This window comes from Caminibacter profundus, assembly GCF_054657155.1.
Window position 1 is genome coordinate 1354512 of sequence record NZ_BAAHXC010000001.1, and the last position, 22703, is coordinate 1377214.

The 22703-nt window shown below is 27.4% G+C and carries 17 protein-coding genes; 9 read left to right on the forward strand and 8 right to left on the reverse strand.

Translation table 11 applies throughout. The annotated features are described in order from the left end of the window. Window positions 1–5: 5 nt before the first annotated feature. From ACYQ1U_RS07405 to ilvD, 3 genes are all read right to left on the reverse strand, one after another. Complete coding sequence (locus ACYQ1U_RS07405) at window positions 6–3833, reverse strand: hypothetical protein (protein ID WP_459886108.1); 3828 nt, start codon at window positions 3831–3833, stop codon at window positions 6–8. A gap of 117 nt (window positions 3834–3950) precedes the next feature. Further along, window positions 3951–5531 (reverse strand): GGDEF domain-containing protein, encoded by a 1581-nt coding sequence (locus ACYQ1U_RS07410; RefSeq protein ID WP_459886111.1) that lies wholly within the window; start codon window positions 5529–5531, stop codon window positions 3951–3953. Window positions 5532–5558: 27 nt separating this feature from the next. After that, the gene (gene ilvD / locus ACYQ1U_RS07415; protein ID WP_459886113.1) at window positions 5559–7247 is read right to left on the reverse strand and encodes a dihydroxy-acid dehydratase; all 1689 of its coding nucleotides are present in this window, start codon (window positions 7245–7247) and stop codon (window positions 5559–5561) included. Between the two features lie 80 nt (window positions 7248–7327). Here ilvD and ACYQ1U_RS07420 point away from each other — a divergent pair, with 80 nt between their 5' ends. The 3 genes from ACYQ1U_RS07420 (at window position 7328) to ACYQ1U_RS07430 (ending at window position 9725) form a co-directional block, all read left to right on the forward strand. Beyond that, window positions 7328–7765, forward strand: a complete 438-nt coding sequence (locus tag ACYQ1U_RS07420) for a hypothetical protein (protein ID WP_459886116.1) — start codon at window positions 7328–7330, stop codon at window positions 7763–7765. Between the two features lie 342 nt (window positions 7766–8107). Next, entirely contained in the window at window positions 8108–8557 is a 450-nt protein-coding gene (locus ACYQ1U_RS07425) for a cyclic nucleotide-binding domain-containing protein (RefSeq protein ID WP_459886118.1), read from the forward strand. 94 nt (window positions 8558–8651) lie between these two features. Continuing rightward, complete coding sequence (locus ACYQ1U_RS07430; protein WP_459886121.1) at window positions 8652–9725, forward strand: hypothetical protein; 1074 nt, start codon at window positions 8652–8654, stop codon at window positions 9723–9725. On the opposite strand, the gene ACYQ1U_RS07435 is transcribed toward ACYQ1U_RS07430, so the two are convergent. Beyond that, on the reverse strand, window positions 9722–11419 hold the full coding sequence (locus ACYQ1U_RS07435) for an ABC transporter ATP-binding protein (RefSeq protein WP_459886124.1): 1698 nt from the start codon (window positions 11417–11419) through the stop codon (window positions 9722–9724). The genes ACYQ1U_RS07430 and ACYQ1U_RS07435 overlap by 4 nt on opposite strands. Before the next feature lie 294 nt (window positions 11420–11713). On the opposite strand from ACYQ1U_RS07435, the gene ACYQ1U_RS07440 reads away from it, so the two are divergent. Further along, window positions 11714–12028 (forward strand): hemerythrin domain-containing protein, encoded by a 315-nt coding sequence (locus ACYQ1U_RS07440; protein ID WP_459886433.1) that lies wholly within the window; start codon window positions 11714–11716, stop codon window positions 12026–12028. Between the two features lie 166 nt (window positions 12029–12194). On the opposite strand, the gene ACYQ1U_RS07445 is transcribed toward ACYQ1U_RS07440, so the two are convergent. From ACYQ1U_RS07445 to serS, 4 genes are all read right to left on the reverse strand, one after another. Continuing rightward, window positions 12195–12593 (reverse strand): thiamine-phosphate pyrophosphorylase, encoded by a 399-nt coding sequence (locus ACYQ1U_RS07445; protein WP_459886127.1) that lies wholly within the window; start codon window positions 12591–12593, stop codon window positions 12195–12197. Continuing rightward, entirely contained in the window at window positions 12583–13308 is a 726-nt protein-coding gene (locus ACYQ1U_RS07450; RefSeq protein ID WP_459886130.1) for a Bax inhibitor-1/YccA family protein, read from the reverse strand. Before ACYQ1U_RS07450 ends, ACYQ1U_RS07445 begins: the two co-directional genes overlap by 11 nt. 49 nt (window positions 13309–13357) lie before the next feature. After that, window positions 13358–15529 (reverse strand): tetratricopeptide repeat protein, encoded by a 2172-nt coding sequence (locus ACYQ1U_RS07455; RefSeq protein WP_459886133.1) that lies wholly within the window; start codon window positions 15527–15529, stop codon window positions 13358–13360. A gap of 175 nt (window positions 15530–15704) precedes the next feature. Beyond that, on the reverse strand, window positions 15705–16955 hold the full coding sequence (gene serS / locus ACYQ1U_RS07460) for a serine--tRNA ligase (protein ID WP_459886136.1): 1251 nt from the start codon (window positions 16953–16955) through the stop codon (window positions 15705–15707). 86 nt (window positions 16956–17041) lie between these two features. Here serS and ACYQ1U_RS07465 point away from each other — a divergent pair, with 86 nt between their 5' ends. From ACYQ1U_RS07465 to ACYQ1U_RS07485, 5 genes are all read left to right on the forward strand, one after another. Further along, complete coding sequence (locus tag ACYQ1U_RS07465; RefSeq protein WP_459886139.1) at window positions 17042–18184, forward strand: ABC transporter substrate-binding protein; 1143 nt, start codon at window positions 17042–17044, stop codon at window positions 18182–18184. 70 nt (window positions 18185–18254) lie between these two features. After that, complete coding sequence (locus ACYQ1U_RS07470; protein WP_459886142.1) at window positions 18255–19910, forward strand: oxygen-binding di-iron domain-containing protein; 1656 nt, start codon at window positions 18255–18257, stop codon at window positions 19908–19910. Beyond that, window positions 19910–20845, forward strand: a complete 936-nt coding sequence (locus tag ACYQ1U_RS07475; protein WP_459886145.1) for a branched-chain amino acid ABC transporter permease — start codon at window positions 19910–19912, stop codon at window positions 20843–20845. The genes ACYQ1U_RS07470 and ACYQ1U_RS07475 overlap by 1 nt, the downstream gene beginning before the upstream one ends. 23 nt (window positions 20846–20868) lie before the next feature. Next, a complete protein-coding gene (locus tag ACYQ1U_RS07480; protein ID WP_459886435.1) occupies window positions 20869–21918 on the forward strand; it encodes a branched-chain amino acid ABC transporter permease in 1050 nt (349 codons plus the stop codon). Beyond that, window positions 21911–22690, forward strand: coding sequence for a thiazole synthase (locus ACYQ1U_RS07485; protein WP_459886148.1), 780 nt, complete (start codon window positions 21911–21913; stop codon window positions 22688–22690). The genes ACYQ1U_RS07480 and ACYQ1U_RS07485 overlap by 8 nt, the downstream gene beginning before the upstream one ends. The last annotated feature ends 13 nt before the right edge of the window (window positions 22691–22703 follow it).

Below are 22703 nucleotides of genomic sequence, written 5' to 3' on the forward strand. Positions count from 1 at the left end.
TCCTTTTATCTATATATTTTTATTCCTGTTTTTGTTGTGTTTGAGTCTGTAATATTGGATTCTGTTCCATTGAAATCTCCACTTCCAACTTCACCTTTTTTATTTGTATTTTCCCAAGTTATAGTAATACAATAATGATTTTTACAAGTGCTATTTAATGAGTCATTATATTCATCTCCATATTTTGAATACCAAAGATATGAAGTTTTATTATTACTGCTTAAATGAATAACTAAAAATTTAGTATTATCAGTCCTATTAATATCTAAAATTAGTTTACCATTATTAAATCCTTTTATGTTTACTGAAACTATACTGTCATTTTTAGCTTTATAATCGCTGCTTTTATAAACTTTTGTAATATTTCCTTCATTTGTATTATGCCATTTGTTTAAATACCAATTATATTCTATAGCAAGATTTGAAGGTTTATAGTTAGTATTGTTTGAATCATATATAACAAAAGGCACTGATATATTAAAGTCATTTTTTGAAACAATATAATCATTTGTAACTATTTTCCCATAAAGAAATGTAGCATTTGATTCAAGTGATAAGTTGTTTTCATACTTTGAAACATTTGAAGTGGAAACATTAATATCAGTGAGTTTTATAAAAACAGGGCTTAGAGGAATTGAAATATTTCTATCAATATTAAAATAATAACTCTTACTTGCTACTCCTTCATTAAAATTATTTGCAAAAAATACAAGTGTTTTATTGATATTATTTATGGATTTTATATTATCTGTTATATTTCCTTCATATGTTAAATTTATATCACCATTTTTATTATCTACAAAATAATAAAAACTTATATTTATGTCTTTGGCATAACAAGAAGGATTAAAGTTTTTAAGAGCTTGATGGCTTTTGTTATTAACACTTATTTTTGCATTTGCACTAATATTAAACTCACTTAAATTACTATCAATATAAATCCAGCGATTAGTATTATTACTACTAACACTCAAATTTCCATCTGTTATATTTATTTCATATGGATATGAATGAATAATTAAATTTGTTGGCTGTATTAGTCTATCGATATCTTTTGTATCATCTTTATCGACACTGGCAAATTCACTACCATTTATTTCTTTTATAGTAATATTTACATCACCAATTTCACTATAATTTGTAGTTATTGTTTTATTACCATCACTAAAGCTCCAACTGCTAGTAATGTCCGGGGTAAATGTACCCGTAATACAGCCGTTTTTAATTTCACTTGCATTTACTTCAAAACTAGTGCTTACACTTTCGTTATAATCTTTTGCAATATTATTATTGTTGTCAAGTGTATTAAATGTAATATTAAAATCTTCTCCTGCATAAATATTTTGAGGACTTTTAATTACAAATTTTAAAGGTCTTATTGCAAAGCTGTCAGTCGAGTTTGTTTCATTATATTCACTAAGAGGACAGTTTGTATTTGAGTTTGCAATCCATCTGATATTAATTTTTGCATTTTTAACTGCTTGTGGAACTGTAAAGGTTACATTTTTTTCGTTTTCTCCACTCCAAAGAGTTTTTATCCATTCTCCTGTATAAGTGTTGCTTAAAATTCTGCTACAAACCGTACCGTTGAATTCTTGAAGATTTGTTCCACTTTCATCGAAAGAAGCAAGAGTAATTAAAAACTTTTTATTAACAATCTTTGTAGAAATATGTCTATCATTAATACCTCTGCTTGAATTATAATCATCCCATGCATCAAATTTATATAATTTATTTGTTGTATTACAGATTGGACAAGTTCTAATACTGCCATCGTAGTTTTTACCAACTTTTTCATTATTATAAATGTTGCTAATTTCGAAATCATTTAATTTATAATTAAAAATTTTAAATTCATCTACATCACTTCCAATAGATTGTCCATTTGGCTCATTATCATTATTACTGTAATAATCGCTATTAAAAAGCAATCCTAGTTTCCCTGTATTTGGATGCGTTGAAAAACTGTTTGTAAAATTTCCATCTAAATAAAAATCTGTTCCATTATCTGTTACAATAAATGTTAACATATGCCATCCGCTTAAGTTTTGAGGGTTAAAACTTATCGAATCTCCTCCATTATCATCACTAACATTCAAATTCCAAGTGTTATTTGTTTTATTATATGAAAAATATATATAATCATAATTACTACCAATTCTGTCTGCTATATTAAAATAATTGAAAATGTTATAGTTCAAACAAAAGATAAAAAAGCGATTTGTACAAACTTTAAAATCTTTATGTCCATCAGTATTTAAAGGAAATTTGATCCATACATTCAATGCGTATGTACTTGGCAAGTCATAGCTTGATTTTAATAATATTGCTTTATCCTGTGTTGATGTTGAGTTTATATCTCCTCCGTTGCATATTTTGCCATTTGTTACATTTGCAGAATTTAGAGATGTTGCATTATAATTACTACCTAAGCTTCCATAATTTTTTATTTCATAAGTATTAGGGTCATTATCCCAACTACATTCATCCATTTTATATTCTATAATTGCTTTTCCAGTCAATGGACAAGAGCTTAAAGGATGGTTATCATACAAAGGAATTGGAGGGACTACGTATGCTACGTTTCCACTCCAATCACTCCAATAATTACCACTTACTCCGTTATCAAGAATTGCATTTTTATCATAAATATAAGCATTTGAATTATTATTTAAAAAGCAATTGTTTATTATATTGATACCATTACTATATGTTAAATTATCAAATAGATTAAGAGCTAATGTATAATTTTGAAAAATATTATTTTGAATATTACCACTTACTCCTCCTCCATTAATTATATAAATAGCTTTATCGTAATTGGAAGTATCATCTGATAAGAAGTAGTTATTGTTTATTTCAAGTTTATCATAAACAGTATTAGCATAAATAGCTTCATATTTTGTATTATTAAATTTGTTGTTTTCAATATAAATTTTGTTTAAACTATTAACCTTAATAGCTTTTGCTAAAGAATTCAGATTAAATACTGAGTTTCTTACTGACAAATCACCGCTTGTAGTATCTTTTTCAATAGCTATTACATTATCTGTGTGTATATCAAAATAAGTGTTATTTACATCAAGATTTGAAGAACCTGAATTTAATAAAATACCTTCATCTTTACAGTTCAATATATTATAGCTAAAGTTTTTCACTCCTAAAATTATATTACCATTTGAATTATAAATATTGATACAAGCCTCATTTGAAGTTGTAATATTCATATCATATAAATTAACTTCATTATTAGCTGTATTAATATAAATTCCCTCATATCCAGAATTTATTGTTATATTTTCAAAGTAGTTTCCGGCATTATTAGTGTTTATCCTAATACCCTTATCATCAGATTCAATAACTAAATTTTTAAATAATGAATTTTGAATAGTGCTATCGACCCAAATTCCAACATTATTAGAAGTAATATCAATATTACTGAAAGAATAATTTTCTCCTTTTTCTATATCTATAGCAGGTGAATTAAATTTATTATCAATTGTTATATCTTTTAAAGTTAAGCCTTCAAGCCAATTTCTTATAACGAATCTCCCTTTAATTATTACATCATTTTTATTATTTGTTGAAGATTCAATAATAGCATTGTTCAATGCAGTTGTATCTAACCAAATTTCTCCTTCATTATATTTTCCAGGACATATTTTTATTGTGTGAGGAGTCCCATTCCAATTATTTTTTGCGGCATCAATTGCATCTTTTATTTTTTTATAATAATAGTCACCACTTATACAAGGAGACCGATTTTTATAAACCACATATGTATCAGCTTTTAAAAATAACAAACTCAAAATTAAAACAACTATCTTTTTCATTCTGTTTATCCTGTAGAGCAAAAAATAAAATTTAAAAAGGTTAATTTATTTAAAGTTTAATTTAAATTTTCTATATTTTTATTATATCACTTTTAGCAAAAATAAAAAAATAAATTTTCAGACTTCAACTCTATTTTTACCAGCTTTTTTTGCTTTGTATAGATTAATATCTGCTCTTTTTATAGCATCATTAAGTGTTTCATCATTTTCTTGGATTTTACTTATACCAAGACTAATAGTGAATTTTATATGTTTATCTCCTATATTTATAGTAATTTTTTCAATATTTTTACGAATTTTTTCAGCTATTTTGTAAATATTGTCTATATTTGAGTCCTGTAAAATAATTAAAAACTCTTCGCCACCATATCTTATTAAGATATCATTTTTTCTTATTGTGTTGTTTATTGTTTTTGCTAAGTTTATTAATACTAAGTCTCCTATATCATGTCCATAAGTATCATTTATTTGTTTAAAATTATCAATATCAAGCATTATTACGCCAATATAAGTGTTTGAGAGTTTAGATTTTAAAAAAATTTCATTTGCTTTGTCTTTTAAAAAGTTTCTGTTAAATGCTTCAGTTAATCCATCTTTATATATTTTTGTAGCGTATTTTTCAACTTTTTGGGTTAATATATTGATATAAGTTTTTATATCGTTAGCTACATCTAGTAAGTTGTTTTTAAATTCATCTAATTCGTCTTTTGGTTTGACTTTGTTTGGAATTTTGTCAAATTGATAAGACTTTATATATTTTAAAATTGAGTTCATTTCATTTAGCTTATCAAATATCCATTTAAATAAGAAAATTGTAATTGCAAAAATGAATAAATAACTTAAAAGTTCAATAATTACTTTATTTCTTGCATGTTGTTTTATTATTGATATAGCTTTAAAAGCATCATCTTCAATTATAATATAGCCAATTGGTTTTTTGAAAAAGTCAATAATTTTAATTTTAGTATATACAAAATGGTCTTTTACTTCATAACCTTCATTAAGTGAAACATTAAAAGGCTCTCCTATAACTCTATATCCATTAATAATAGGTAGATTAACAAAAGATTTATATTTAGTAGGTAGTAAAAACTCTTTTAATTTTTTATCTTTTATATAAATGCTGACATTTTTAGCATTCATATTTTCAAAAATTTTCTTAAATACTTTTATGTTTAATCCAAAAGAAATACTTCCTAGGAGTTTATCTTTATAAATAATTGTATAAGTTGCTCTAAGCCCAGGATAAAACTTACAAATATAAAAATGAGTTGAAGGTGAAAAAGATGTTGATACCCATAGAATATCTGCTCTTGCTTTACTTACATCAAAGTTATAAATTTTTAGATTTGCAAAATTTACAAAGCTAATAGCAGGACGTTTAAAAAAATGAATTTCTTCAATTAAGTTAGGGTACAAACTTTTATATAAAGGCATTACAAAGTTAATGATTTTCGAGCGATTATTTTCTAAATAAGCTTCAATTACAGGTTGAGAAGTACTTAAAAACTTAGCAAAAGAATTCAAAAAGTTTTTTTTATTTTTAAGAATTATTTCATACTCTTTTTTTCTTGTTTGATATATTTCTTTTGCTTTTTCATCTATTATTGTTTTTAGAGTATCTCTAATATAGTAAATAGAAATACTTACAGTGGAGATTGCTAGTAATAAAATTAATAAATATATTTTTTTTTTCAACTTTTTCTCTTTAAAGAGGAGCAGAAATTATTCTGCTCTTAAAATAGCTCCATTGCTTGCATTTGTTACAAGTGCGCGATACTGTTTTAGCCATTTACCAGGTACTTCTTTTACTTTTGGTTTAAACTCTTTTTTTCTTTTTTCAATCTCTTCTTCATCTAGAAGTACATTAATTGAAAAATTATCAACATCAATTTCGATAATGTCTCCATCTTTAAGTAGTCCGATCATTCCGCCCTCAGCCGCTTCAGGACTCACATGTCCAATGCTAAGACCTCTAGTTGCTCCACTAAATCTTCCATCAGTAACAAGTGCTACTTTATCACCAAGTCCCATTCCCATAATTAAGCTTGTTGGAGCTAACATCTCTTGCATTCCTGGCCCTCCCTTAGGACCTTCATATCTAATAATTACTACATCACCTTCTTTTACTTTTCCACTTGTAATTCCTTCAATTGCATCTTGTTGTGAATCAAAACAAACTGCTTTACCTCTAAATTTTCTACTTCCAGTAATTCCAGCAGTTTTAATTACACATCCTTCTTCTGCCAAGTTACCGAAAAGTATGGCAAGTCCCCCAACTTTGCTATAAGGGTTATCTACTGAGTGGATTACTGAATAATCTTTAACCTCAGCATCTTTTATTCTATCTGCTATCACACCACCTTCAATTACTGGATTATCAAGGTAAAGAATAGTATCACTTCTTTTACTTATTTCTTTCATAACTGCACTCATACCACCAGCTCTATTTATATCTTCCATATGAATAGTTTGAAGTGAAGGAGAAATTTTTGCAATATGAGAAGTATGGCGAGCAATTTCGTTAATTTTTCCTAAATCAAAATCAACCTCAGCTTCTTTTGCAATTGCCATCATATGAAGTACAGTATTGCTGCTTCCTCCCATTGCCATATCAACTACAAATGCATTATGGATTGCTTTTTCATTGATTATATTTCTTATTTTGTACTCTTGGCTTAATTTTTCATCTTTTGCAATTTCACAAATTCTTCTAGCAGCTTTTCTTAATAATTCTTCTCTCTCAGGAGTAAGTGCTAAGATTGTTCCATTTCCTTTAAGCGCTATACCCATAGCTTCAATTAATGTATTCATAGAGTTTGCTGTAAACATACCACTACAGCTACCACCACCAGGACACGCTAAACATTCTAATTGATAAAGCTTATCTTCGTCAATTTCACCTTTTTCAAACTTTCCAACTCCTTCAAATACTGTAGCAAGGTCAACTGGAGTTCCATCAGGTAAATGTCCAGCTTTCATTGGACCACCAGTTACAAAAATAGTAGGTACATTTACTCTCAGTGCTCCCATAACCATTCCAGGAGTGATTTTGTCACAATTTGGAATACAAATAAGTGCATCAAGTTTATGAGCATTCATAACAGTTTCAATAGAGTTTGCAATTATTTCACGACTAGGTAAGCTATAAAGCATTCCATTATGTCCCATTGCAATACCATCATCCACACCAATTGTATTAAATTCAAAAGGTATACATCCTTGTTTTCTAATTTCATCTTTTATAATTTCAGAATATTTATTTAAAAAAAAGTGTCCCGGAATTATTTCAATAAAGCTATTTGCTACTCCAATAAATGGTTTGTCAAAATCTTCATCTTTTAGTCCGCAAGCTCTAAGTAAACTTCTATGTGGAGCTCTATGCCATCCTTTTTTTATTTCGTCACTTCTCATTTACTTCCTTTTTTAATGCTATTTTATCACATTTATAGAAAAATATATTAAAATTATGGGAGGATGAAAAAGGGTACAATATGGAATTAGAGAATTTTTTAGATAATTACTTTGAATTAATACATAGAGTTAATAATTTTCATTTTAATTATTTAATTTCTAATAAGTTCAGATTTCCTAAGACCAATTATATAGAACTAAAGCGTTTTATTGATACGGCTACAAATTTCTTAAGTGATATAGATGAAAAAATATTAGAGGGTATTGTAGGTAAACTATATCAAGATGTAAACTCTCTTTATGTTTTTTATAAAGATTTTTCGAAAAAATCTCAATATATTCAAATTATTTTTTATCAAGCGTATTTAGAAAATATTGAAAAATATAAAAAACTTAAAAATGAAGTAGAAAAATTAAAAACAAGTATTGAAGAATATACTTGTGTTATTACAACTAGTGAAGAAAAGTTAAAAACTATATCTCAAAAAGACCCAAACTATAAAAAAATCAATATATGAGTTATCTAAAAAAAGAGATAGGTTTTATGAGGCAAAAAAACTTATGGAGGAAATAGAAAGGAAAGAAGAGTTATAGTTTTTTCCAAGATTTAATAAATTAAGAGAAATGCACCTAAAAAAACTTGAAAAGATCATAAATGTTAAGCTTTATTATTTTGACAAACTGCTTTGGTATAATGCTTCAAAGTCTAACTTAATTGTCGAGTTTTTTAATAAATCCAATATAAATGGAGATTTTTCTACAAAAACTTTTATTAAATATTTTCTTAAAAATATAGACATGTCCAAATCTCATAATAGTGACTGGTTAATTTATTTACAAAAAATATTAAAGGTAGTAGAGTGAATTTATTTACCACTTATACTAATGAAGAAACTAAGTTTTTATTAGAAATTGGGGATAGAAGTTTTCCAAGAAAAATAAATTCTCTTTTTAATGGAGTGAATATAAATGAATTGGATCATTTTTACAGAAAGAAAATTATAAAAAAAGAGGTTATTACAAATTTTGAGTTTGTATTTGTGGAAAGTGGTAAAGTTGGGGTTGTGAAAGATGGAAAAATCATAAAAATTCTAAATGAAAATGATTGTTTTGGTTTGTTAAATGTTTTTTTAAAAGAAGATTATGTTCTTTTAGTTCTTGAAGATAGTGAAATTACTTTTTTTGGTATTGGTAAAAATATAGCTATGTATAAAAATATAATGGAGTATTTTGTTAAAAAGATAAAAGATACAATTGTAATACCAATTGACAATGGAAAATGGACAATGGAAAATGATGAAAAATATTGAAATTAAGGAAATTTTAAACATTTATAAAGTAACTAACTAATTAAGAATTGGTATAATTTGATACATCTACATTAAAAAACAAAGGTGTTTTTTTATGTTTTATTTACCAAGCAAAGATGAATGTGATTATATTGTGGAAAATTCAAAACAGTTTTTTTTGAAGAAATTTAAATTCCAAGGAAAAGAGGTAGTTATTTATCACTATAAGCAGGGAAATTTTGAAGAGTTTGAAAGATTTAATGCATATGAAATGAGGGCTCTTACTTTTGTGAAAGATGGTAAGTGGAAAAGATTTTTAGGAATTCATAAGTTTTTTGAGTTAAATCAAGCACCTGGATGGATGAAAGATGAATTAAAAAATAAAAATATTATAAAAGTCCAGGAAAAAATTGATGGTACATTTGTTCATCCTATTTTAGTTGAAGGAAAAGTTTATTTTAAAAGTAAACTTAGATTTGATTCTTATCAAGCTAAAAGAGCACAGGAAATTTTTGAAAATAATGAAAATCTAAAACAGTATGTAATAAAAAAGTTTAATGAAGGAAAAATTCCACTTTTTGAATATTTTTCGCCAAAAACTCAGGTTGTAATGGATTATAAAGAAGAGAGGCTAGTTTTAATTCAAGTAAGAGACCTTGAAACAGGAAAGTATGATTTAGATTTTGAAAATGAAGCTAAGGATTATGGCATAGATACAGCAAAAACTTATAAAGTTAGATCTTTAGATGAGTTTATAGATTTATCAAAAACCCAAAAAGATATTGAAGGTTGGGTTTTAATATTTGAGGATATGCAATTTGTAAAAATAAAAACAGATGAATATTTAAGACGCCATAAACTTCTTGGAAAAATTCAGCCTCATGAAGTTATAAAAGCGATTTTAGAAAAAAGAGAAAATGAATATAAAGAAATTCTAAACAAAAAAAGTGAAAAATATGAATATTTTGCTGAAATTGAAAATAAGTTTTTAAAAAAATATGAATCTTTAAAAACAGAAGCAAAAAAAGCTGCGAAACTTACAAAAAAAGAGTTTAAAAAAAGATATTCTTCTCATCCATACTATGAATTATTAGCACTTTGTAAAAATAAAGGAATAGAGGAGTTTGATGGATGGGTTAAAAAACATACGAGTAGGTTAAAAGGTGCAAATAGGTTTTTAGAAATTTAAGATAATTGTATTAAAGATTTATTTTTAATCATATAAATACTATCTGCTTTTGCAATAGTCTCAGCTCTGTGAGCTATTATGATTGAAGTTCGACTTTTAAGGAACTTTTCAATATTTTTAAAAACCTTCTTTTCTGTATCGATATCAAGTGCTGAAGTTGATTCATCAAGTATTACAATTTTTGGTTTATGTAGAAGCGCTCTTGCAATTGCTACTCTTTGTTTTTGACCACCACTTAATTTTACTCCGTTTTTCCCAACATATGTATCAAGACCTTTGTCCCAGTTTTTCACAACTTCTGAAAGTTCAGCTAATTTTAGAGCTTCCCAGATTTCATCTTCACTAAACTCTTTTCCAAGAGTTAAATTAAATCGAATTGTATCATTAAAAAGACGTGTTTCTTGCAAAATAAGACTTACGTTTTTTCGAATTTCATTTAATCCTATTTCTTTGAAACTAATCCCGTTATATAACACATCACCTTCATCTGGGGTAAAAAATCCTGAAATTATTTTTGCAAGCGTTGTCTTACCGCCTCCACTAGCACCAATAAGGGCTGTTATTTGATTAGGATGAAAGCTAGCATTTGCGTTTTTTAGTATCCAGTCACTTTCTTTATATTTGAATGATAGGTTTTTAATATCTATTTTAACTAATGTATTAAATGGGTCTTTTTTATGAGGAAAATTTGGTTCTTTTTGTAAAGATAAAGTTTCATTAATTCTCTCAAGCGCTGCTTTTGCTCCAAAATACGCGTATTGAATTGAGATAATTTCCTGAATAGGTGTCATCATAAACCACAAATATCCAAATACTGCAAGCATTAGTCCAATTGAAAGGTCATCATACATTACCGCTAAAATTCCGGCAGCTCTAAATATTTCAAATCCAATTAAAAATATTAAAAAACTTAATCTACTAAAAGCTTCAGATTTATAACTAAAATTAAATGATTTTTCTTTTAACTCTTTTGCTAATTCAAACAGTTTTTTGAAAAAGAAGTTTTCTTTATTATAAGCTTTAATTTGTTCGAATAATTCTAATGTTTCAATTAATGCTTCTTGAAAAATAGAAATAGTTTTGTTTTCTTCTTTTTTGTATTTTTTGACTTTTCTTGCTATTTTTCCTGATAATACTACTACAAATGGATTAAGAATTAAAATAAAAAGCCCAAGTTTGAAGTTTATTAATAATAATACAATAGCAACTCCAATTAAAGTTAAAAACGATATTACAAATTTTGAAACCGATTTTATTAAAAATTCTTCAATTGTATTTACATCGCTAATTAATTTACTTGCAATTTCTCCTGTTTTTAGATTTTCATATTCATTAATTGAGAGATGTTTTAGATGGTTTAATACTTTTAGTCTGATTTTATAGGTTATATCTTTTGTTATTTTTTCAAAAAAGAAAGTCTGAAGAATATTTAAAAAGACAAAAGCACTTCTTAAAAATACTACTACTATTAATGTTATTATGACATAACAAAAAGCACTGCACTCTCCAAAAATTTGATTAATACTATTAACCCAAAATCCAGGTTTTTTTAATAAAACTTCATCTATCAAAAGAGGCATAAGCAAAGGAATAGGAATTGAAATAACTGTAGCTATAAGGGCTATAATTTGAGCTAAGATGAATTCTTTTTTATATTTTTTTATTTCTTTTAGAAGATTTTTAAATGTATACAATATTGACCTTTAGGAGTTTTTAAAAAAAATTATACTATATCTAAATTTTTTAGGCCCTGTGACTTACTGTTATTAATTTTTTTAATTTATTTAACTTATTGTTATAAAAATAAAGGAAGTTAAACTCATAATACCTATTTTGCTAGTATGATAACTTTATCAAGTTAGACAAGTTCTTTTATATTTAATAAAAAAATTATATAATAACTTAGATAAATTTAAAAGGTAAAGGATGTATAAGGGGTTATTACAAGTTTAGTTTCAATTTTTAATAAAAATGCAAAACCGAAACTTATAAAACAGCTTGAAAAAGAACATAAAATACTTTTTAAACTGTATAATGAAATAGAGTCAAAGATTGCAAATAAAGAGTATGACAAAGCGTTGAAGTTATTAAATGAGCTTTACTACACATACAAAAAACATATTATTTTTGAAAATAATTATCTGTATACAAAACTTATAAAAAAATATAAAGATTATGATGTTGTGGTTAATTTTATAGAAGAGACAAAAGATGAAATAAATATTATTACAAAGATGTTTGAGAGATTTTTTTTAAAATATAATACCAATTCTCAATTAGTTAGTTACTTTAAAAATGTTTAAAACTGCCATTATTTCAATACTTTTCATCATTTTTCATTGTCCATTTTCCATTGTCAATTGGTATAACAATAAGTTTGTATTAGAAAGTAAAATAAATGAATTTACACATGACTTTATAAAACTTGGTAATGCTTTAAAAGAAAGAATTGAATTTGAAGAAGAGAGATTATATATTTTGTATTAATTCTAAGATTTGTTTTTCTATGTTATAAAGCTTATATCTAGCGTTTTTAAATTTTTCTGAGGTATTGATATCTATTAGTTTATAAGCCTCTTCTAAAACTCTAGCACTCTCCTGGGCTCTTTTGAGATTTGAGATTATTAAATCTTTTATAGAATTTCTTTTTTGTTCGCTTTTTGTGGAAGGTTTTAGGATATCATTTAGGGAATCTCTTTTGCTTATGATTTCTTCATAGTCAGGTAATTTAATATGTCTTAAGTTTTTTAATTCTTTTGCAAGGGTTGAATTAAATTCATATCTTAAAATATCCTCTACTACTCTTATACCTTCTTTAAATCTATTGATATTTGCATCAATAGTGCGAAGAGGAAGATTACTCTTCACTATTTAAAAATCCTAAAATTTGAAGTAAAGAGATAAATAGGTTTAGAAAGTCAAGATATAATGAAACTGCAGCTTCAATTTCATTTGATACATTTCCTCTTATAATATTTTGAGTATCGTATAAAATAAACATACTAAATAAAACTGCACCAACTGAAGCTATTATTAGTTGCAATGTTGGTAAATGTAAGAAAATATTTGCTAAACTTGCTACTACTAATACAATTAATGCAATAAATAACATTTTACCCATTGTAGTAAAGTCTCTTTTGGTATTCATAGCAAAAATTGTAAGACCTCCAAAAGCTATGGCTGTAAGTCCAAATGCTTCACCAATTACATAACCCATGTTTTTAGCAATAAAAAAAGCAAGAGTTGGGGCTAAAGTAAATCCTGTCATAAATGTAAAAGCAAAAAGTAATACTAAATTAAGAGGAGTTTTGTTTTTTGCTGCAAACAGTCCAAAAAGTAAGATAAATTCAAGTATTATCGCACCAAAGTATGTAAAAGTAAGACCACCACTTACAGGGTTTATCATATTCCCTACAAAGCCCATTCCAACATATGCACCAACTGCACCTGCAATCAAACTTCCTGCAAATAATTGATAAGTACGTTTTACAAAAGCGTTAATATCAGTAATAGCATAGTCTGTAGTTTGATTTATATACTCCCCTTGAGTGGTAGTTTTGAAATCATTTGATGAAAATTTCATGTAGCCCCTTTTTTTATTTTTATTATCTTTAAATAAGATTAATTTTGGATTAATTTATAGGTTTTATATTAAAATCAAAAAATTTGCTTACAAATTCATTATCAATTTTTGAATATTGAATAGAAGCTGCATTTAAATTTCCTGCCTCTTGCCATAAAAGACCAAGACCATATCTTGCTTCTAAGTAATTTGGATTTTTGAGTTTTGCAAGTTCCATTAATACTACAGCATTTGCGTGATGTCCTGCTGCAATTGCTGAAATGGCTGCGTGGTAAAGTGTATGAGGGTCATTTATATTTTTATTATTTATAAGGTCATTATAAATAGTATAAGACTCTTCAAAATGTTTAGTATAAAAGTTAGCATAAGCTAATCTCTTGAGTACTGGAATAATATCATAATTTTCTGTTTTTGCTTTTTTAAGCAAATCAAGTCTCACTCTATACATAAGACCGGAAATTTTAGCAAACTCAAAATACCAATCTTTTGCAATTTTTGCACCATAATAAAAATCATATAAATTTACATTTGTTTTGATTTGTAAAAAGAAACTTTGATAATTTTGTGCTAGTTTATTAATTTTTAAGTTTTTGTTATTTGCATAAAAATATAAAAGATTTGCTATTAAATCTTTTTCAAAAACACTTTTTAATTGTAGTGCTTCATAAGAGAAATCTTTATTATAAAGAGCTTTTATTGTAAGTCTTGTTAAAATCCAAAAAGGAGTATTTTTTTGTTCTTTTTGTAAAAATGCTGCCATTTTGATTCTATCGTTTAAGAAAATACTTAGCATTGCATCTTCTAAAATAGTATTATCATTAAAATCTTCTTTTATTAAAGCTACTAGATGTTTATTTTTAATATTTGCTTTTGATGCTGAGAAAAGCGCTAAAATACCGCTTTTTAAATCGTAAGGATTTAAATGATATGCTTTTAGAAAGTGTATATATGCATTATAATAATCTCCAAGTTGGGCATAGGTTAGAGCAGTATTATAGTGTAAAATATAAGAATTATTATTTTTTAAAAGTTTTTTAAATTCTTTATTTGCTAGATAAATATGGCCATTTAGAGCTAGTTTTATGGCTTTTGAGATTTTAAGGTTCATTGAAGAGTAATTTGCACTTTTTTCAAGATAGTTTTTTGCTTCTTCTACTGCTCCAATAGGAATACCTGCTATTCCTTTTTTTAGATAATTTATAGTTTGATTTAGATTATATACTTTATAAGGAGCAAAATAAAAAAACAGATCATAAAAATCACTTCTTTTTTTAAGAAATGAAGTTTTAAACTCTTTTTGAGCTTGTTTAATATCAAAAAGAGACTTTTTTAAAAAAACAATTATTGGAAACATATTTTTGTCTTTATATTCTTTAAAAATTTTTGCAGCTTCTTTAAACGCTGAAATTTTTAAATTAACAAGACCCAGAGCAAATTTTGCCAAATCCTGGTTACTTCGTGAGAGGTACTCTTTTGCTAAATAATACTCACCTGCTTTTGCATAGTTTAAACCTTTGTAAAGAGGGTCCTTTATATATTCTTTAGCAGTTTGGTCATTATAATAATCATATATTACACCTAAAAGTTTTTTTGAATCTTCTTCAAAAGCGGTTTTTTTATGAAGTGCAGGTATGCTTTCATACTCATAACCCAAATAATACATTACAACTCCATAATAATATGGGTAATTTTTATTTTTTGAAATTTCAGGTAAAAATGTATAAGCCAGATTTCTATAATAGTCAAAAAGTTTATAGTTTTTTAACTTTAATGCACAAAAGCTAGCGTTTATTGCACTTACTACTCTATTTTGTCTATTTTGAATAGCTTTTTTAAAATATTCAAGTGCCATTTTATAGTCTTTTTCTTTTAGTTTAATAACGCCAAGATTATAATATGAAAGTGATTTTGAAAACTGAGCTATTTTTTCCAGAATCTCAAGTGCTTTTTCTTTTTGACCACTTTTATATAAAATGGTCGCTTTTTTTACTAAAATATTTAGTTCATCTTTTGGAATATTTTTCTTTTGTAATTTTTTTACAATTTTTTCTATATTGATGTCTTTACTCTTATTTTCTTTTTTCTTTTTTATAACTACTATTGCTAAGAGAACTAACAAGAGTATAATAACTAGTAGTAGCAAAATGATTATAAGAAGAGGGAGTTTGTTTTTTTTCTCTTCTTTATCTGGTTCTATAACTACGACGTTTTCTTCAGCCACTTAAAACCTTTAGTTTTGTAATTAGTGTGTTGGTTGTTAGAGGTAGTAGGGAGGTAATAAAGGTATTAGAGGTTGTAGAAGTATTAGAGGTATTATGAAAACTTTTAGCAACCCCTATAACCTCTACAACCTCTACAACCCCTATTAACCCCTACAACCTCTACAACTTCATTTATTATAAGTATTTTTCTAATACTTTTGGGATTTCTATTTTTCCATCTTTTGTTTGATAATTTTCCATAATTGCAACTAGCGTTCTTCCAACTGCTAGGCTACTTCCATTTAGAGTATGAACAAGTCTATTTTTTTTGCCATCTTTATATCTAATTTTTGCACGTCTTGCTTGAAAATCACGGGTATTACTAACTGAACTAATTTCTCTATATTTATTTTGGCTAGGTATCCAAACTTCTAAATCTATTGTTTTGGCTGCACTAAACCCAAGATCTCCAGTGCATAGCATTACTTGTCTATACGGTAAGCCTAACTTTTCAAGAGCCTTGCTTGCGCATTCTACCATCTCTTCAAATACCTTATCACTGTCCTCTGGTTTTGTTATTGCTACAAGTTCTACTTTATCAAATTGATGTTGGCGAATTATACCCTTTGTGTCTTTTCCATAACTTCCAGCCTCTTTTCTAAAACAAGGTGTATAAGAAGTAAGTTTAATAGGGTTACTCAAATCAGTTATAATTTCATCTCTAAAAAGATTTGTAAGAGGCACTTCTGCAGTTGGGATTAAGTATAGATTTTCATTTTCAATTTTGAATAAATCGTCTTCAAATTTTGGAAGTTGACCAGTTCCTGTCATTGTTTCTTTATTTACAATAAATGGTACATAAACTTCTTCAAAACCATAACTTCTATTGTGCTCTAAAAAGAAATTAATTAAGGCTCTCTCAAGTCTTGCAGCATCTTTTTTCATTACTGTAAATCTACTTTTTGCAAGTTTTACTCCTCTTACAAAGTCTAACCAACCAAGAGACTCTCCAAGTTCATCGTGAGATTTTGGTTCAAAGTCAAATTTAGGAATTTCTCCTACTTTTTTTATTTCTATATTTTCATTTTCATCTGCTCCCACTGGTACGTCATCATCTGGAATGTTTGGGATTAGAAAAGCTTTTTTATTTAACTCTTCATCAATTTTCTTGAGTTCTTCTTCAAGTTCAGAAATTTGTGTTTTTAATAAAGAGACTTCTTGTTTTAGATTTTCAGCTTCATCTAATTTAGCATCTTTCATCAAAAGACCAATATTTTTAGATAAAGTATTTCTTTTTGCTTGAAGGTCTTCTAATAGTTTTTTTGTCTCTTTTTTCTTTTCAAAAAGATTTTTAATCTCTTTTAAAATATTTTCATCTGTACCTTTTGTAGTTAATTTTTTGAGAGTATTCTCGAAATCTTTTTCAAGTAGCTTTAAATCTATCATTTAATCCCTTTAAAGTTAATTTGTTATTAATTTGTTATTATTTGTTATAATATGAATTGGGTAATTTTAACATAAAAGGAGAGTTAATGAAAAAGAAATTTTTAGCAATTGGTTTGAGCGCTCTTTTGGCATCAAGTCTTTTAGCAAAAGAAATAAAAGTTGGTATTTTACAACCATTAACTGGTCCTATTGCAGCATTTGGTCAAAAAACACTTGATGGAATTAAGTTAGCTCATGAGAAATATAATAAATTACCAAATGGAGATACTATTAAGCTTGTAATTGTAGATAATCAATTTGATAAAATTCAAACAGTTAATGGGTATAAAAGATTAGTAAGTGGTGAAAATGTAGTAGCAATTGAAGGGCCTTTGGCTAGTTCAATGAGTCTTGCTATTAAAAGATTTGCAGATGATACGAAAACTCCAACAGTAACTCAAATTGCGACAAATCCAAGAGTTACAAAAAATTCAAACTATATAACTCGTGCTTGTTTTACAGATGATTTTCAAGGTACTGTAGCTGCAAAATATGCTCTAAAACATGGGCTTAATAATGCAATTGTTGTATTTGATATGAAACAGGATTATTCAGTGGGTCTAGCAAAAGCATTTATGAAAGCTTATAAAAAAGGTGGAGGTAAAATATTAAAGACTCTTTATATAAATACTGGTGATAAAGATTTTAATGCTCAAGTAGCTCAAATTAAAAGATTAAATCCTAAATTTATTTATACACCAATTTATGCTCCAGAAGAGGGTCTATTTTTAAGACAACTTAGAGCTGCTGGTGTGAAAGCACCTGTAATGGGTGGAGATGGTATTGCAGACCCAGGACTTCTTAAAAAACTAGCAGGAAATGCAGCAAATGGTGTAATGTATACTGATCATTTTGATGCAGCAAAAGCTCCAACTTCACTTTCAGCTGAGTTTATTAAAGACTTTAAAGCAAAATATGGAAGACTTCCAAGTGCATTTGCAGCAACAGGTGCTGATGGATATTTATTAATTTATAATGCAGTAAAACAATGTAATACAAAAGCTAATTCAAATAACTTAGATCAGTTTAAAAAATGTGTAAATAATGCACTAAGACATACTAAAAATCTTGAAGCAGTTACAGGATATTTAACAATTGATCCAAATACAGGAAATCCAATCAATAAACCTGCAGTTATTGAAAAAATTGTTGATGGAAAAACAGAGTTTGTTGAACTTGTTAAGCCATAATTTCCCTCTTTTTGAGGGTTTTTACCTATAAATTTTTTGAGTTTATAGGTAAAAATATAGAAGGGATAAAATGGATTATTCGAGGCCAATAGAAATAGTGCATAATGTTTTTTGGGTAGGATATGTAATTCCTAATGACCCATTTCAATGTCATGTATATTTGATAAAAAATGGTAAAGAGAGTATTTTAATTGATCCTGGCAGTATGATAACTTTTCCAATAGTACTTGAAAAAATAACATCAGTTATGCCGCTTAAAGATATAAAATATATTATTATGCATCATCAAGACCCAGATATTGTTGGTTGCTACTCAACTCTTGAAACTCTTTTTCCAAAGGGTGAAAGATATATAGTTACTCATTGGCGTACTGAAATGCTTCTTAAGCATTATCAATGGAAAACGCCTTTTTATTTAGTAGATTCAAATGATTGGAAATTGAAAGCTGGAGATAGAGAACTTGAATTTGTTTTTACTCCATATGCTCATTTTGCAGGAGCCTTTTGTACATATGATAAAAAAAGTAAAATTTTATTTTCTAGTGATTTATTTGGAGGTTTAACACCTGAGTTTGAACTTTTTGCAAAAGATGCCAATGAATATTTTGAATATGCAAAAACTTTTCATAAACATTATATACCAAGTAAAGAAGTTTTAAATTATTCTATTAATAAAATAGAAAAAAAAGATATTTCAATGATAGCTCCACAACATGGAAGTATTATAAAAAGAGAACTTATTAAACCTTTAATTGAAAAGTTAAAAAGTTTAGATTGTGGTCTTTACTTAATGGATGATTATATTAGCGATTTAGATATCTTGTCTAAAACTGATGAAGTTTTTAAAAAATTTTTAAAAGACTCAGTTTCTCTTTCCTCTTTTGAGCTTATATTGAAAAATTTATTTTCGAATTTAAAGGAAATACTGCCTTTAATAGAAAAAATAAAAGTATGTGGGAAATCTTTCTATTCTGATAAAGAGTACTGTTTTGAATATAAAAACTTTAAATTAAAAGAGACTAAATATAAAAAGGAAACTTTTTCATTTAAAAAAGAACTTTTTGATGAAAAACATAAAATAATTGGAAATATGTATATTTTTATTGCAAAAGATATAGATGAAAAAGATAGAAAATTTTTAGATTTATTATTAAAACAGATATCAACACCTCTAGCAATTTCACTTGAAAAAGAGATGATTTTAAGAGATTTAGAAAAGAATAATCAACTTTTATATGAAAAGTCATTAAGAGATCCATTAACAGGACTCTATAATAGAGGATTTATGAAAAGTTATTTAAATAAAATATGTGAAGCAAAAAGATATAATATTCCTTTAAGTATTGCAATTATTGATATAGATTTTTTTAAAAAAATAAATGATAATTATGGTCATTTAATAGGAGATTGTGTATTAAAAGAACTTTCAAATCTTTTAATAAAAAATTTCAGAAATTCTGATATAGTTATAAGATATGGAGGAGAAGAAATATTAGTTGTTATGCCTTTTACAACATTAGACAGAGCCTGCAAAAAAATAGATAAAGTTAGAAAAAAGATAGAGACTTATGATTTTTGTGGGAAAAATTGTTTAAAAGTTACAATCAGTGCTGGAGTAAGCGAATTTGAGGGAGAAGATTTGGGAGATCTTATTCAAAAAGCAGATAAGAATTTATATGAGGCAAAAAAATCTGGCAGAAACAGAGTTGTATGTAAGGAGAAGTGATGGATTTTGTATTACAACAGATTATTAATGGGTTTTCACTTGGGAGTATGTATGCATTAATTGCAATTGGGTATACTTTAGTTTATGGTGTGCTTAGACTCATAAATTTTGCCCATGGTGATATTATGATGGTAGGGGCATTTTTAGCTTTTATTTTTGTAGGAATATTTACAGGTTGGAAGTTTAATCCAGTAACTTTACCTGTATTTATTGCAAGTGTAGGTCTTTCAATTTTATTTACCTCAATTATAGGAGTAATGACTTATATAACAGCTTATAAACCTCTTCTTGATAAAAATGCTCCTAAAATTTCACTTTTAATTACTGCTATTGGTATTTCATTTTTTTTAGAGTCTCTATTTAATGTTATAGCAAATCAATATTTTGGAGGTAATTATCAAAGTTTTTATTTTCCTAAATGGTTTTCTCAAGTTTTTGAGTTTGGTAGGATTACCGTGCCTATTCTTACAATTTTAGTTCCTATTATGACAGTTTTATTATTAGGAGTAGTATTATATATTCTTTATAAAACTAAAATAGGAATTGCTATTAGAGCTCTTGCTTTTGATATACAAACGGTTAAATTAATGGGAGCTGATTCTAATAAAATTATTGCTTTTGTTTTTATTCTTGGTTCTAGTTTAGCGGCTCTTGGGGGAATATCTTATGCAATGGCTTATCCAAGTATTGATCCTTATATGGGGGTATTAGTAGGCCTTAAAGCATTTGCTGCTGCAGTAGTTGGAGGTATAGGTAGTGTAACAGGAGCTGTTATTGGTGGATTTATTCTAGGATTCGTTGAAGTTGCAATTCCTGGATTTTTTCCAGAACTCGGTGGATGGAAAGATGCTTTTGCCTTTATTTTACTTATTTTTGTGTTATTATTTAAGCCAACTGGAATTATGGGAATCGATTTTGAAAGACAAAGGTTTTAAAAATGCAAAATGGAGAATGGAAAATGGAATATAAACTTAGTTTATCTTCTACTAATTATTTTACTTTAGTTGTGATTGTTACAGCTATTTTTGTAGGATTTTTATATGTTTCACCAACACTTTTAAATGACTATACTATTACTGTGCTTGGAAATATTTATATTTTTATTATCTTAGCAGTTAGTTATAACCTTATTAATGGAGTTACAGGGCAATTTTCATTAGAACCAAACGGGTTTGTAGCAATAGGTGCATACGTCACAGCAATTTTAATGTTATCCCCTGAAATGAAAGAAGAGATGTATATGTTAACAGAGCCTTTGCCTCTTATTAGAGAACTTTTCTTGCCAAATCCATTTTTTGTTTTAATAATAAGCGGTATAGTATCAGCATTAGTTGCACTAACTCTTGCTTTTCCTGTTTTTAGAGTAAGAGGTGATTATTTAGCAATTGTAACACTTGGATTTGGTTTTATTATTAGAATTTTTCTTATTAATAATCCAGAAATATCTAATGGTTCTATGGGGCTTGATTCAATTCCACCATTTGCAAGTTATTTTTGGATAGGAGTAGCTGCACTTATTACTGTTATTTTAGTTTATAATATAGTATATTCTCGTTTTGGTAGAGCGATGAAGGCTGTTAGAGATGATGAAGATGCGGCTCTTGCTATGGGAGTTAATACTTTTAATGCAAAAACACTAGCTTTTATGACTAGTGCATTTTTTGAAGGAATGGGTGGAGGTTTGATGGCTAGTAGTATTGGTTCAATTTCACCAGATCAGTTTACATTTATGTTGACATTTCAGTTATTAATTATTATAGTATTAGGCGGTCTTGGAAGTATGAGTGGTGCAATTATTGGTACGTTTTTATTTATTGGAGGTATGGAAATGTTAAGGCCTCTAGATGAAACAGCTTGGAGTATTGGGCCAATTCATGGTATTCCAGGTCTTAGAATGGTTGTATTTAGTTTAATTCTTTTATTAATTATGCTCTTTGCAAGAAGAGGCTTGCTTGGAGATAAAGAAATATGGGATTATATAAAATTTAAAAGGAGAGATAATGACTGATATTTTAAAAATTGGAAAATATGAATTTACAAGTAGATTAATTGTAGGAAGTGGAAAATACCCTGACTTTCAAACTACTCGTGACGCAACTCTTGCAAGTGGTGCTGAAATGATTACAGTTGCAGTTAGAAGGGTTAATATACTTGACCCAAATGAAGAAAATTTAATGGACTATTTTAAAGATACTGATGTTAAAATCTTACCAAACTCTGCTGGATGTACTACGGCAGAAGAAGCAATTACACTTTTTAGATTAGTTAGAGAAGCTACTGGTATTGACATTATAAAACTTGAAGTTATTGGGGATACTGCAAAAACTTTATATCCAGATGTAATAGAAACTTTAAAAGCATGTGAAGTTTTAGCAAAAGAAGACTTTACTATAATGGCTTATACTAATGATGATCCTATTATGGCAAAAAGACTAGAAAACGCAGGTGCTGCGGCAGTAATGCCTTTAGCTGCTCCTATTGGAAGTGGGCTTGGAGTTCAAAATAGATACAATGTAGTATTTATAAAGGATGCAGTAAATGTACCAGTAATTGTAGATGCTGGAATTGGAACAGCAAGTGATGCAGCAGTTGCTATGGAACTTGGTGCTGATGGAGTACTCACAAATACTGCTATTGCTAAGGCTCAGGATCCTATTGCAATGGCTGAAGCTATGAAACATGCTGTAATTGCTGGAAGACTTGCTTTCAAAGCTGGTAGAATTCCTAAAAAACCTTATGCTACTGCTTCTTCACCACTTGAGGGGCTAATAGAGTTTTAGCCTATTTTCTCTT

What these genes read in the sequence shown, in the direction of transcription:
- ACYQ1U_RS07405 (WP_459886108.1), bottom strand. Translation starts at nt 3,833, where the DNA reads ATGAAAAAGATAGTTGTTTTAATTTTGAGTTTGTTATTTTTAAAAGCT.
- ilvD (WP_459886113.1), bottom strand. Translation starts at nt 7,247, where the DNA reads ATGAGAAGTGACGAAATAAAAAAAGGATGGCATAGAGCTCCACATAGA.
- ACYQ1U_RS07420 (WP_459886116.1), top strand. Translation starts at nt 7,328, where the DNA reads ATGGAATTAGAGAATTTTTTAGATAATTACTTTGAATTAATACATAGA.
- ACYQ1U_RS07430 (WP_459886121.1), top strand. Translation starts at nt 8,652, where the DNA reads ATGTTTTATTTACCAAGCAAAGATGAATGTGATTATATTGTGGAAAAT.
- ACYQ1U_RS07450 (WP_459886130.1), bottom strand. Translation starts at nt 13,308, where the DNA reads ATGAAATTTTCATCAAATGATTTCAAAACTACCACTCAAGGGGAGTAT.
- serS (WP_459886136.1), bottom strand. Translation starts at nt 16,955, where the DNA reads ATGATAGATTTAAAGCTACTTGAAAAAGATTTCGAGAATACTCTCAAA.
- ACYQ1U_RS07465 (WP_459886139.1), top strand. Translation starts at nt 17,042, where the DNA reads ATGAAAAAGAAATTTTTAGCAATTGGTTTGAGCGCTCTTTTGGCATCA.
- ACYQ1U_RS07470 (WP_459886142.1), top strand. Translation starts at nt 18,255, where the DNA reads ATGGATTATTCGAGGCCAATAGAAATAGTGCATAATGTTTTTTGGGTA.
- ACYQ1U_RS07475 (WP_459886145.1), top strand. Translation starts at nt 19,910, where the DNA reads ATGGATTTTGTATTACAACAGATTATTAATGGGTTTTCACTTGGGAGT.
- ACYQ1U_RS07480 (WP_459886435.1), top strand. Translation starts at nt 20,869, where the DNA reads ATGGAATATAAACTTAGTTTATCTTCTACTAATTATTTTACTTTAGTT.
- ACYQ1U_RS07485 (WP_459886148.1), top strand. Translation starts at nt 21,911, where the DNA reads ATGACTGATATTTTAAAAATTGGAAAATATGAATTTACAAGTAGATTA.